Genomic DNA, 12,728 nt, shown 5'->3' with positions numbered 1-12,728 from the left:
TAGTGCCGGCCGCTGGCCGGCAAACCCGGATTTCCCGCCAACCGCCGGCCACCCCCGGCGGGGCGGCTGACCGGCCGGGGAAGCCCGCCGGCGGCAAGGTGGGGCCCGCCCCCCGCAACCCCGCGAATGCACACAAGCCGGGCGGGCCTCGGGGGGGGGGGGCCGGGGGCCCCCCCCCCGGCCGGGCCCGCCCCCCCCCCCCCCCCACGACCGGGCGGGGCGGCTGACCGGCCGGTGAAGCCGTCCGTCGGAAAGGTGGCACCCGACCCCGGAAACCCGGATAATGCACAAAAGCCGGACGGGCCTCCCCGTTCGGCTTTTTCCGTGTCTGGGCCTTCCATCGCCGGCTGCTCCCCGTTTGGAGCCGCCCTCCAGGTGCTGGCCAGCCCCGCCACGGTTTACCCGTCCGCGGCCCCGATGGCCGCAACATATGAGGAGCCCGTCATGGGTCAGTCTGTCGTAGTGCTTGGTGCCCAGTGGGGCGATGAAGGCAAGGGCAAGATCGTCGATCTGCTCACTGAGGAAATCGGCGCCGTCGTGCGCTTCCAGGGCGGCCACAATGCAGGCCACACCCTGGTCATCAACGGCAAGAAGACCGTCCTGCACCTGATCCCGTCGGGCATCCTGCGTGACGACGCGCTGTGCCTGATCGGCAATGGCGTGGTGATCTCGCCGGCCGCGCTGCAGAAGGAAATCGCCGAGCTGGAAGGCTCCGGCGTGGAAGTGCGTTCGCGCCTGAAGATCTCCCCGGCCGCGCCGCTGATCATGCCGTACCACATCGCCCTGGACCAGGCGCGCGAGCGCGCTGCCGGTGGCAAGGCAATCGGCACCACCGGCCGTGGCATCGGCCCGGCCTACGAAGACAAGGTGGCGCGCCGCGGCATCCGCATCGCCGACCTGCACTACCCGAAGCAGCTGGAAGAACTGCTGCGCACTGCGCTGGACTACCACAACTTCGTGCTGACCAAGTATCTGAACACCGATGCGGTCGACTTCCAGAAGACCTTCGACGAGGCGTTGGCCTTCGGCGAATACGTGCAGCCGATGAAGTCCGACGTGGCCGGCATCCTGCACGACCTGCGCAAGCAGGGTAAGCGCGTGCTGTTCGAAGGCGCGCAGGGTGCGCTGCTGGACATCGATCACGGCACCTACCCGTACGTCACCAGCTCCAACACCACCGTCGGTGGTGCGCTGGCCGGTTCCGGCGTCGGCGCCGATTCGATCGACTACGTGCTGGGCATTGCCAAGGCGTACGCCACCCGCGTCGGCGGCGGCCCGTTCCCGACCGAACTGGACGACGAAGTCGGCCAGGGCATCCGTGACCGCGGCGCCGAGTACGGCGCTTCGACCGGCCGCCCGCGTCGCTGCGGCTGGATGGACATCGTCGCGCTGAAGCGCGCCGTGGCCATCAACGGCATTAGCGGCCTGTGCATCACCAAGCTGGACGTGCTGGACGGCATGGAAAAGCTGAAGGTCTGCATCGCCTACGAATACAACGGCAAGCGCACCGAGTACGCGCCGCTGGACGCGCAGGGCTGGGAAGAATGCACCCCGGTGTACCTGGAGTTCCCGGGCTGGAGCGAGAACACCCACGGCATCACCCAGTGGGACGACCTGCCGCCGGCCGCACGCGCCTACCTGCGTTCGCTGGAAGAGCTGGCCGGCTGCCCGATCAGCATCGTCTCCACCGGCCCGGACCGCGACCACACCATGGTCCTGCAGGATCCGTTCGCCTGAGGGCGTGACTGGTAGCGCCGGGCCACGCCCGGCGTCGCTGAAAGAAGAAGCCCCGCGAAAGCGGGGCTTCTTCATTACCGTGTGGGCAGGCCAGCGGGGAAGCGACGCGATGACCAGCATGCCAGCGTGAAAGGCGAGACGGTTCTGTTCGTGCTGGTCCCAGGGGCTGCCTTGGCGGTGTTTACCTTCACCTTGCGGCGCTGGCAGCGCCGGCCGTCGAAGCAGGCGGCTTCAGCAACGGGTACGGGTTGATGGATTTGCCCTTCCACCACTGTTTTTCCGGTCCCAGCACGTGAACCTCGAAGTGCAGGTGCGGCGCGTCGGCGCTGGCGTTACCGGTGCTGCCGACGTAGCCGATCACCTCCCCGCGCTTGATCACCTGCTTCTCGGCCAGGCCATCTGCATAGCGCTGCAGGTGCGCGTAGTAGTAGCACCAGCGTCCGCTGGGCTCGAACTGGTAGATCGTCAGGCCACCGCGCTTGCTGTCGAACAGCTTTTCTACCGTGCCGTCGGCCACCGCGAGTACCGGAGTACCCGCATCGGCCATGATGTCGATGGCATCGTGCACGCGGCCCTCGCTGCGTGCATCGGTGAACGTGTCGCGCAGCTGGGACGCCTGGATGCCCTGCACCGGCAGCAGCAGACCGGCTGGCGCATCGGTGGCGTTGGACGGCGGCACGGCCGTGGGAGCCGGGGCGTCCACGCCCGGCGTTGCAGCCGCAGCCACCGCAGGTTGCACTGCGGGCGGGGCAACCGCCACCGGCTCACCTGCATCGCGGTGCAGCCACCAGCCCGCTCCCACGCCCAGCAGCACGCCCAGCACGATCAGCTGCGAAAGGCGCATCGGCTCACTCCTGCATCACCACGGGCACCGAAGTATCCACCGCATCGGCCACGCGCAGCGCATCCCAGTTGGTCATGCGCACGCAGCCATGCGATTCTGTCTTGCCGACGTGGCCGGGTTCGGGTGTGCCATGCAGGCCGTAGTGCGGCTTGGACAGGTCGATCCAGACCCGCCCGACCGGATTGTTCGGGCCCGGCGGCAGCGTCGCCTTCTTTTCGCCCTTGCGCGCATCCCAGAACAGCTTCGGGTTGTAGTGGAACGGCGGGTCGCGATACACGCCGAGAATCTTCCATTCGCCGATCGGCAGCGGATCGTGCTGGCTGCCGGATGAGACAGGCACCTGTGCGATCACTTTGCCCTGCGCATCCAGCAATTGAAGTGTGGAGTCGGACTTGTCGACCACGATCTTCGCCGCCTTCGGCAAGTCCCCCGTTCCGATATTGGGCACCTGGATGCGGCTGCCGGCCTTGGCCAGATCGACGCCGGGATTGAGTGCCTTCAGCAGCTCAGGGGAGGCGTGGAAGCGCTCGCCCAGGCCTTCTTCCACGCTGCTGAAGCCCAGCGACTTCAGCTTGGCCTGTGCGGCGGGCCCTTTCGGTATGGCCTGGAACGGGCCGGCAACATCTTCAGCCGTGAGCGTATAGCTTGCCAGCGGCGTGATCGTATCGGCCTGCAGGGCCTTCCAGGTAGCGTCATCCAGTTCACCCGTTACGCTCAGCCCATGCGCCGCCTGGAAGCCCGACACCGCGCGCCGCTGGTTGCTGCCCACTTCGCCATCGATCTGGCCGGGGGAAAAATTCGCGCGATCCAGCAGCACCTGGGCGTGCAGGACAGAGCGGGGTGCGGTGTCCGGTCCTGCCTTCTCGGCAATGGGGCCAGGCAGGCCAGGCGGCGGCGCCTGCGCGAAGGCAGGTGATGCCAGCAGCGAGAGAGCGAGCAGGGCGGATCGGGGCATGGGTAACGGCATCGGGGACTCCAGCAGGGAACGCCACCACCTTGCCCGCAGACGGCGCCGAGCCACCGTGAAAGGGATCTGATGCCCGCATGAGCAGGCATGTCATTGCGGCCGGTTTGCACCGGCAGGTGCCACTGGGACGGCGACTCACCAAGGTGAACAGTGGCCGACGCCATTGGTGGATGGCGATCAAGATTGCCTGCTGTGCCGCCGATAAGGGCGCATCCCCCCGTTTTGGATACCCCCATGAACTACTTGAGGAACGTCAGGGTTGCCTGGCGTCTTGGGCTGGGCTTTGGCCTGTTGCTGCTGCTGGTTGCCGCCGTGGTGGCCACCGGCGCCACTGCCAGTGTCGTGCAGAAGCGCGCGATGCAGCAGGTGGTCGACGTCAGCGTGGCCAAGGTGCGCCTGTTGTCGCAGATGCTTGATGCCAACAACCAGATGATGGTGGTGCGCCGCGAGATGCTGATCCGCCAGGGTGATCACCGCACCAGCGACGAGAAGCGCATTGCTGATCTCGTCAAGCGCTACGAGGCCAGCTGGAGCGCCTACCAGGCGCTTCCCAGTGACGCCGAAGGCAAGGCCATCGCTGAAGCCATCGCCGCCAAGCGAGCCGTTGCTCGCCCGCTCAACAAGCAGACCAGCGAACTGATGGAGCAGGGCGATTATCCCGGTGCCGTGGCGCTGACCCTGGGCCCGGTGCAGGACGCCGCCAACGGCTGGAACAAGGCGCTGTCCGATGGCGTGGACTTCGAGGAGAAGGAAAGCCGTGAGGCTGCCGCCGAGGCGATCCGCCTGGGCGAGCGCAGCCTGCTGCAGTTGCTGGTGCTGGGCGGCGTTGCGCTGCTTGCTGGCATCGGCGCCTCGGTGATGATCGGCCGCAGCCTGACCGGTCCGCTGGCGTGCGCGGTGAACCTGGCCGAGCGCCTGTCCAAGGGGCAGCTGGACCAGGAGTTCCGCCTCGGTGGCCGCGACGAGCTGACCCAGCTGGGTGAGGCGATGGCCAGCGTGCGCCAGAGTGTGCAGGCGGCGATCGGCGCGCAGTTGCAGATGGCGGAACAGCACGAGGCCGGCGCAATCCGCTATCGCATGGACGCCAGTGCGTTCCCCGGCGATTTCGGCCGCATGGTGCAGGCCACCAACAGCCTGGTCGAATCGCACGTGCAGGTGGAACTGCTGATGGCTGAAGTAATGCAGCGTTACGCCATCGGTGACCTCAGCCGCGACCTGCCGGACTATCCGGGCGAAAAGGGCACGTTGACCCGCACCCTGGCCGCGGTGAAGCAGAGCCTGATGGCGATCAACGCGCAGATCGATGAACTGGCCCGTGCCGCACGCGCCGGCGATTTCAGCATGCGTGGCGATGCCGGGGCCTTCCAGTACCAGTTCAAGACGATGGTCGAGCACCTTAACGGCATGATGGCCAGTTCGCAGGCCAGCATCGCCGATGTTTCCGACGTGCTGCGCGCGATCTCGCATGGCGACCTGACCGCACGCATGGAGGGCGAGTACGAAGGCGTGTTCGCGCGCATGCGCGACGATGCCAACACCACCACCGCGCAGCTGACCGGCATCGTCCGCGGCATCCAGGTGGCTGCCGACAGCATCAACAACGCGGCGCAGGAACTGGCCGCTGGCAACAACGACCTGTCGCGCCGAACCGAGCAGCAGGCGGCCAATCTGGAAGAAGCGGCCGCGTCGATGGAGGAGCTGACCTCCACCGTACGCCAGAACGCCGAACTGGCGCGTCAGGCCGACAGCGAAGCGCACGCTGCCGGCGCCGCCGTGCGCGAGACCGAGCAGGCGATGGCACAGATGGCATCGGTGATGGGCGAGATTGATCAGTCCTCGGCACGCATCTCGGAAATCTCCACGGTGATCGACGGCATCGCGTTCCAGACCAACATCCTGGCGCTGAATGCTGCAGTGGAAGCCGCGCGCGCGGGCGAGCAGGGGCGTGGCTTTGCGGTGGTCGCCAGCGAGGTGCGTACGCTCGCGCAGCGTGCCGGTGTCGCCGCCAAGGAAATCAAGGAGCTGATCGAAGACGCCGCTGCCAAGGTGAAGAGTGGCCTGGCGGTGACCGTTGAATCGGAAGCCGCGATCGCACGCGTGGCCCAGGCCAGCTCGCGCACCACGCAGCTGATGAGCGACATCGCAGCGGCCAGCAAGGAACAGGCCGCCGGCATCGAGCAGGTCAACCAGGTGGTGGTGCAGATGGACCAGGTGACCCAGCAGAACGCTGCGCTGGTGGAAGAAGCCACTGCCGCCAGCCGCGCGCTGGAGGAACAGGCGCATGCACTGACCACGTCGGTGGCGGTGTTCCAGATCGAGCAGGACGGTGCAGCCCGCGCCGTGTTGGCGCGCGCGGCCTGACCGTCACCGCGTCGGCACGGCAAAGTGCCGTGCCGACCGAGAAGCCCTCAGCGCTTGAACAAGCGCTCGTGCATCCAGCCGTCGTTGGTCAGCACGAGCGTCGCTTTGCCATCGATTTCGTCCTTGGCTTGATCCGCTAGGTTACGGTAGCTGGCCTGGACCTCTTTCGATCTGGCCCAGCTGTCCGCATCTTCGACCTTGTAGCGGAAGTTCACCTGAGACAATTTCACGCCCATCATCTCGCTGGGCTCGGTAAAGGTGTCCACCTCTGTCACCCTGAACTTGCCGGTGCAGAACGCTGCTTGACCTGCAATTGTTTCTGCGCCGCCTTCTACGAGGAACTTCTTTCCTTTGGAAGTAAGCGCGTACTCGCCAGCCGGTACGGTCGATGTGCCAAACATCGATTTCATTTCAGATGCTTGGCGGCTCAGCAACCCGGCCTCGACCAAGGCGTTGGCCTGCAGGCGCGCGCGCTCTCCCAAGCTGCCATCGTTGGCCAGTCTGAAGGGGAGTTCCCGCGCGGGCAAAGCAGCGCAGAGTCCGTTCTTGGTATCAAGATATTTCTGAATAGCCTTGCCGAAATTGCCCTTGTTGGCGGTCTGGGAACTGCTGCATGCCGCCAGTACAAGCATCAGCGCGCTGGCCGCCAGAACTCGGTTCACATTCTTCATCTCAACTATCCCTGTCAGTGGGTCAATCAACGTAGCCGCTACCACCGAGCGAAGCTACAGGGTGGTGGATGTCGATGATCTGTCCTTGAGGGAGCCCAGCGAGGAGGCCCTGACGGCGATCAGCAGTGCCAGGTGACTTCCGGATTGCTCTGCACGGGATATAGCCGTTTACGACAAACTGCGCGACATGCACTGCCTTCATCGGTGTGCCTGAGCCACGAGTGTCTCTGGATGGCAGAGCAGGTGAGTCGCGCTGTCACCGATGCCGTACGGCCGTTATCGCTCGGTCTTCACTCCTCCATATGAGAGGACGTAGGCCGGCGCCCGCTGATCACGATGACCCTGGCGTGGCCGCCTTCATGGCGCTGGGCGCGGCGAACTACGTGACGGTGCGCGGGGGGCAGATCCACAACGCTGGCAGCGGCGAAGTGATCCGCCTGCAGTTGAACGGCGACCGCGCGCCTTTGCCGGGCACTGCGCGCCTGCTCGGTTCCAGCAGCGCGTTCCTGTTCGTCTGGTGGCCGCAGCAGCGGCGTGCCGAGGCCATTCCGATCGCGGCGTTGCGCACGCTGCAGGCGGCTGCCGTGCCGGTGCCCTCAGCCGCAGTGACGGCGGGGCCGTCCCGCTGAGGTAAGGTGCGCGGGTCGCTTGGGACCGACCCAGCGAGAGTAGGCGCTGCGCCACACATCCCGCGCCTGCGATGCGGGCGCGGGCTGTTCCCCGTTTTCGGGGACGATCAATCTCTGCTCCGCGTTCGGGCAGCCTTTTTCGCTGCGGTCTTGCGTGTCGCTGCCTTTCGGGCACGGATAGCCGCTGCCTTCTTCGCGGCGGCGCTCCGCGAGGCGGCCGTACTCCCCTTCTTTGCCGCAGCCTTCTTCGCTGTCTTCTTTGCGGCCTTCTTTGTCGCGGTCGTGCGAGCCACCGCCTTCTTTGCCACCGCTTTCTTCGCCGGCGCCTTCTTCGCTGCCGTCTTCCTGGTTGTCGACGTCTTCGCGGTCTTCTTGCGGGTCGCCTTCTTTGTAGTTTTGCGTGCACTGCCGCTACGCTTGCCGCCGCCGTCCTGCTTGTTCACGGTGGCCCAGGCAATGCGCTCGGCGGTGCCTTCACTCGCGCCGCGATCACGTTCGCTTTCCTCGATGTGCTCGGCCTGGCGCTTCTGCTTTTCGGTATATGCGGATTTGTCACCACGGGGCATGACTATTCTCCTGTCGTTGTGGTCAGGCCAGCAGGCGCAGCTTGGGCTCACGCGCCCACTGGCGGGTGGCGGCCGCCGCCAGGAATGCCTTGGCGTCTTCCGCTTCGACGATGCCGGCGTCGTTGCCGACCCGCGCCGCCTTCAGCAGCGCTTGGCCTCCCGCGTCGCTGGCGATGGCCTTCAGGTGTGCCCACGCCTGGCTGACGAACTCCAGCGCGGCGCTCTCTTTCGACAACGCCTTTGATGCCTCTACGCTCAGCACCACGGCCACCGCATCGAACACAGCCGATGGCGTGCCTGCCAGTTGCCCATCCGCCGCCTGCATCGCGCCATCGCTCAGCGTGGCGCCACCGACTTTGGGCGCGACCAGCTTCACGTCTGCACCTGCTTTCCTGGCTGCCTTGCTCAGGCTGGCAATGATGCGGGCGTCGGAGCCTTCGTCGAACAGAATGCCGATGCAGCGACCCTGCAGGGTAGGCTTGTTGCGTCCGATCACACGCACCTCGGGAGCGGGAGGCATGTCCCGCGCCGGGGTGGCGGTGGGTGCCGGGTCGGGCAGGGCGGGCAAGGCCAGACCATCGGCCACGCGCCGCGCCAGTGAGTCATCGATGTTGCGCAGGTGGCTGACGGTACGTACCCGCACCTTCAGCGTTTCCACCTTGGACAACTCGAACACCAGCGCCGATGCCAGGTGCGCCTGCTCCGGCGTTTCAAGGCTGCGGAAGAACATGCGGGCCTGGCTGTAGTGGTCGGCGAAACTCTCCGCGCGGGTACGGCCCTTGCGGCCATCGTCGGCGCTGGCGTGGCTGCGGAAACCCGCAGGCGTCTCACGCGGTGAGTCCTCCTGCAGCGAACTGGGATCGTAGGCCACCCGGCCCTTGGGCACCTGCATCTGCATATGGCCATCGCGCTGATGATTGGCGAATGGGCACTTCGGGGCATTCACCGGGATCTGGTGGAAATTCGGGCCGCCAAGACGCAGCAGTTGGGTGTCCAGGTAGGAGAACAGGCGGCCCTGCAGCAGTGGGTCGTTGCTGAAGTCGATGCCCGGCGGCACGTTGGCCGGGCAGAACGCCACCTGTTCGGTCTCGGCGAAGAAGTTGTCGGGCCAACGGTCCAGCACCATGCGCCCGATCACCTGTAACGGCACCAGCGATTCGGGAATGATCTTGGTCGGGTCCAGGTGATCGAACGGGAATGCGTCGGCTTCTTCTTCGGTGAACAACTGCACCGCCAGCTCCCATTCGGGAAAGTCGCCGCGCTGGATGGCCTCGAACAGGTCGCGGCGATGGAAGTCATTGTCGGCTGACTGCAGCTTCAGCGCTTCGTCCCAGACCGTTGACTGGATGCCCAGCTTTGGCCGCCAATGGAACTTGACGAAGGTCGACTCGCCTGCCTCGTTCAGCAGGCGGAAACTGTGCACGCCGAAGCCTTCGATCATGCGCAGCGAGCGCGGAATGGCACGGTCGCTCATTGCCCACATGATCATGTGCATCGACTCGGGCATCAGCGAAATGAAGTCCCAGAAGGTGTCGTGGGCCGAGGCGGCCTGCGGGAAGGCACGGTCCGGTTCCATCTTCACTGCGTGCACCAGGTCCGGGAATTTCATGGCGTCCTGGATGAAGAACACCGGAATGTTGTTGCCGACCAGGTCCCAGTTGCCCTCCCTGGTATAGAACTTGACCGCGAAGCCGCGCACGTCGCGCGGGGTATCCACCGAGCCTGCGCCACCGGCCACGGTCGAGAAACGGGTGAATACGGGTGTCTTCACCCCCACCTCGGTCAGGATACGCGCGCGGGTATGGGAGGCCAGTGACCGGGTCAACTCGAAGTAGCCATGTGCCGCGCTGCCACGTGCGTGCACGATGCGCTCGGGAATGCGTTCGTGATCGAAGTGGGTGATCTTCTCGCGGAGGATGAAGTCTTCCAGCAGCGTGGGCCCCCGAGGCCCCTGTCGCAGGGAGTTCTGGTTGTCTGCCACCGGGATGCCCTGATCGGTGGTCATCATCGGATGGCTGCCCCCGGCCTGCTGGTGGAGCTCATCGCCATTGCCCCGTGGGTGGCTTTCGGGCGGGGTGGTTGCGCGCTTGCCGGTCGGCTTGCTGGCGGCCATGGAGGGTGGCTCCGGATCGTCAAAGGGAACCACGACACTGGAACCGAGCCCGTTAAACCCCGGTCCGGCAAAGGTGAACGTACGGGCAAAAGCGGGCTCGGGTATGCTTGCCGCATGCGAGTCGAGCCCGCCGACATCGAAGCCCTGTTCGACGCCATCCCGGACGTGCTGTTCTTCATCAAGGACCGCCAGGGGCGGTACACCCACGTCAACCAGACCATGCTGCGACGGCTGGGCCTGCGCGCGCGCAAGGACGTCATCGGGCGGACCGCGGCCGAGATCTACCCGACCGGCCTCAGCGCGGACTATGTCGACCAGGATGCCCGCGTGCTGTCCGGCGAGGTGATCGAGAACCTGATGGAGCTGCACCTGTTCGCCAACCGCGAACCGGGCTGGTGCCTGACCTGCAAGCGCCCGCTGCTGGTCGATGGCGCCATCGAGGGCCTGATCGGCATTTCCCGCGACCTGGGCCAGAAGGACAGCCTCGGCACCCAGTACGAGCAGCTGCGGCTGGCGCTGGCCCACCTCAACGCGCACTACGCCGAGAACGTGCGCATGCAGACCCTGCTGGACATCACCGGCTTCTCGCTGTCCAAGCTGGAGCGCAGCTTCCGCAAGGTGTTCCAGATGACCCCGCAGCAGGTGCTGACCCGGCTGCGGATCCAGATGGCCATGCACCTGCTGCACGGTGACGAGAGCATCGCCAGCATCGGCCAGGCCTGCGGTTTCAGCGACCAGAGCGCCTTTACCCGCAAGTTCAAGGCTGAAACCGGTTTCTCGCCGCGTGCCTACCGCGCCCGTATTGGTGGCAGTGTCGGAGAGCCGGCACTGGCCTGAGCCGCCTGCTGCGCTGTGCCTATCCCCGCGGGCATGGGACAGGGTAAGGTGTCGCCCCTGTAGCCCGCCGCCAGCCCTGCCGATGCCCAACTCGATTCCGACCGCTTCGCCGTCCCGCCTCGGACATTCGCTCAAGCCCCGCCAGCTGATCATGATGGGCCTGGGCAGCGCCATCGGCGCCGGGCTGTTCCTCGGCTCGGGCGTGGGTGTGCAGGCGGCCGGTCCGGCGGTCCTGGTGTCGTATCTGGTCGCCGGCGCGCTGGTGATCATCGTGATGAACGCTCTGGGCGAAATGGCGGCGGCCAAACCGACCAGCGGCGCGTTCTCGGTCTATGCCGCCGATGCCATGGGCGCCACCGCCGGTGCCACCGTCGGCTGGTTGTGGTGGGTGCAGCTGGTGATCGTGATCGCCGCCGAGGCGGTGGGAGCGGCCGGTCTGCTGGCCACGGTCTGGCCAGCAGTACCTGTACCGATGGCGGCGCTGGCCTTCATGCTGTTCTTCACCGCCATCAACCTGCTCGGGGTGAAGAACTTCGGCGAGTTCGAATTCTGGTTCGCCATCCTGAAAGTGGCGGCGATCCTGGCGTTCATTGCCATCGGTGTGGCGCTGCTGATGGGTTGGCTCCCGCAGGTGACCTCGCCTGGGCTGAGCAACTTCACCGAGCATGGTGGTTTTGCGCCGAAGGGCCTGGCCGGGATCGGCGCGGCGTTGCTGGTGGTGGTGTTTGCCTTCGGCGGCACCGAGATCGTGGCCGTTGCGGCGGCGGAGACCGAAGATCCGGAGCGCAGCATCGCCCGTGCCATCCGCACCGTGGCGTGGCGCATCCTGGTGTTCTACATCGGCTCGCTGAGCGTGATCATCGCCGTGGTGCCGTGGACCAGCGAAGCGTTGAAGTCGCCCTTCGCCGCGGTGCTGGACATTGCCCGTATTCCGGGTGCAGGCACCGCCATCACCCTGATCGCTGTGATCGCGCTGCTGTCGGCGCTCAATGCCAACCTCTACGGCGCCTCGCGCATGATGTATTCGCTGGCGCAGCGACGTGAAGCCCCGGCCGTGCTGGGCTGGACCGATCCGCGCCAGGTGCCGGTCATCGCCGTGCTGGCCAGCGTCCTGTTCGGTTTCGCCGCCACGGTGATGGAACTGCTGTTCCCGGACCGGGTGCTGCCGGTGCTGCTGAACATCGTCGGTTCGACCTGCCTGCTGGTGTGGACGCTGTCGCTGGTCTCACAACTGGTGTTGCGCCGCCGCGCGGATCGCCTGGGTACCCGGCTGCCGTTCCGCATGGCGGGCTTCCCGTGGCTGACCGTGTGCGCGCTGGGCATCCTGGCGCTGATCTTCGGCCTGCTGCTGAGCGAGGCGCACACCCGTCTGCAGTTCCTGTCGATGGTTGCGCTGACCGCCACGATCGCCGCCGGCAGCGCCATCGCGCGGCGCATGCGCGAGGCGTGATTCTGTAGAGCCGACCCTACGGTCGAGGCTGCTGTTTGCGCGATCGCCAGCCGAGCGTGGGCTCGGCTCTACAACAGGCACACACTCCGCGTGGCACTGTGCGCAGGTGGGCCGCCAGCGGCCCGTCGACCGGGAGTACCGCATGCTGCGCAGTCGCCCCTTCCTGATGTTCACCGGCCAGGCCGAGGCCGCCCTGGCCCTGTACGCCGAGGCCTTCGCCGATTTCCGCCTGCTGGCAATGCAGCGCCATCCGGACGGCGCCGGTGCCGGCGCGCCCGGGCAGGTCCGCCAGGCCATCTTCCTGCTCGGTGGCACCCACTACCTGTGCTTCGACAGCCTGGACGTGCACGACTTCACTTTCTCGCCGTCGATCTCGCTGTTCGTCGAGTGCTCCGGCGCAGAGCAGTTCGAGCGCGCGGCACGCGTGCTGGGCGAGGGCGGCCACTGGCTGATGCCGGTGGGCGAGTACGATTTCAGCAACCGCTACGGCTGGGTGCAGGACCGCTTCGGGGTGTCGTGGCAGTTGAGCCTGGGGCAGATGCCGGACCCGTGA

The 12,728-nt window shown here is 66.4% G+C and carries 11 protein-coding genes; 6 read left to right on the top strand and 5 right to left on the bottom strand.

Translation table 11 applies throughout. The annotated features are described in order from the left end of the window. Positions 1-444 precede the first annotated feature (444 nt). Positions 445-1,737 carry an adenylosuccinate synthase gene (locus R5H29_RS10400; RefSeq protein ID WP_019660036.1) on the top strand — a complete coding sequence of 431 codons (1,293 nt, stop codon included), beginning with the start codon at positions 445-447 and terminating at the stop codon, positions 1,735-1,737. 187 nt (positions 1,738-1,924) lie between these two features. Here R5H29_RS10400 and R5H29_RS10395 read toward each other — a convergent pair whose 3' ends face one another. Both R5H29_RS10395 and R5H29_RS10390 read right to left on the bottom strand, forming a co-directional pair. Further along, complete coding sequence (locus R5H29_RS10395) at positions 1,925-2,581, bottom strand: M23 family metallopeptidase (RefSeq protein WP_329848820.1); 657 nt, start codon at positions 2,579-2,581, stop codon at positions 1,925-1,927. Positions 2,582-2,585: 4 nt separating this feature from the next. Then, positions 2,586-3,548, bottom strand: coding sequence for a L,D-transpeptidase family protein (locus R5H29_RS10390; protein ID WP_332329143.1), 963 nt, complete (start codon positions 3,546-3,548; stop codon positions 2,586-2,588). A 234-nt stretch (positions 3,549-3,782) separates the two neighbouring features. Here R5H29_RS10390 and R5H29_RS10385 point away from each other — a divergent pair, with 234 nt between their 5' ends. After that, the gene (locus R5H29_RS10385; RefSeq protein ID WP_332329142.1) at positions 3,783-5,909 is read left to right on the top strand and encodes a methyl-accepting chemotaxis protein; all 2,127 of its coding nucleotides are present in this window, start codon (positions 3,783-3,785) and stop codon (positions 5,907-5,909) included. A 47-nt stretch (positions 5,910-5,956) separates the two neighbouring features. Here R5H29_RS10385 and R5H29_RS10380 read toward each other — a convergent pair whose 3' ends face one another. Continuing rightward, positions 5,957-6,580: a hypothetical protein gene (locus tag R5H29_RS10380; protein ID WP_061478844.1), complete on the bottom strand. Its 624-nt coding sequence runs from the start codon at positions 6,578-6,580 to the stop codon at positions 5,957-5,959. A 347-nt stretch (positions 6,581-6,927) separates the two neighbouring features. On the opposite strand from R5H29_RS10380, the gene R5H29_RS10375 reads away from it, so the two are divergent. Then, a complete protein-coding gene (locus R5H29_RS10375; protein WP_134734757.1) occupies positions 6,928-7,209 on the top strand; it encodes a hypothetical protein in 282 nt (93 codons plus the stop codon). A gap of 107 nt (positions 7,210-7,316) precedes the next feature. On the opposite strand, the gene R5H29_RS10370 is transcribed toward R5H29_RS10375, so the two are convergent. Both R5H29_RS10370 and R5H29_RS10365 read right to left on the bottom strand, forming a co-directional pair. Beyond that, complete coding sequence (locus R5H29_RS10370) at positions 7,317-7,775, bottom strand: hypothetical protein (RefSeq protein ID WP_332329141.1); 459 nt, start codon at positions 7,773-7,775, stop codon at positions 7,317-7,319. Between the two features lie 22 nt (positions 7,776-7,797). Beyond that, positions 7,798-9,888 carry a catalase gene (locus tag R5H29_RS10365; protein WP_332329140.1) on the bottom strand — a complete coding sequence of 697 codons (2,091 nt, stop codon included), beginning with the start codon at positions 9,886-9,888 and terminating at the stop codon, positions 7,798-7,800. Between the two features lie 114 nt (positions 9,889-10,002). Between R5H29_RS10365 and R5H29_RS10360 the strand changes: the two genes are divergently transcribed. The 3 genes from R5H29_RS10360 (at position 10,003) to R5H29_RS10350 (ending at position 12,728) form a co-directional block, all read left to right on the top strand. Further along, entirely contained in the window at positions 10,003-10,725 is a 723-nt protein-coding gene (locus R5H29_RS10360; protein WP_021204412.1) for an AraC family transcriptional regulator, read from the top strand. A gap of 82 nt (positions 10,726-10,807) precedes the next feature. Beyond that, positions 10,808-12,175, top strand: a complete 1,368-nt coding sequence (locus tag R5H29_RS10355; RefSeq protein ID WP_134734760.1) for an amino acid permease — start codon at positions 10,808-10,810, stop codon at positions 12,173-12,175. A 142-nt stretch (positions 12,176-12,317) separates the two neighbouring features. Next, entirely contained in the window at positions 12,318-12,728 is a 411-nt protein-coding gene (locus tag R5H29_RS10350; protein ID WP_329848828.1) for a VOC family protein, read from the top strand.

It is taken from the genome of Stenotrophomonas sp. A3_2 (assembly GCF_036624925.1).
In the GTDB taxonomy this organism is placed as follows: domain Bacteria; phylum Pseudomonadota; class Gammaproteobacteria; order Xanthomonadales; family Xanthomonadaceae; genus Stenotrophomonas; species Stenotrophomonas hibiscicola.
This window is presented reverse-complemented; position numbering and strand designations above follow the sequence as displayed.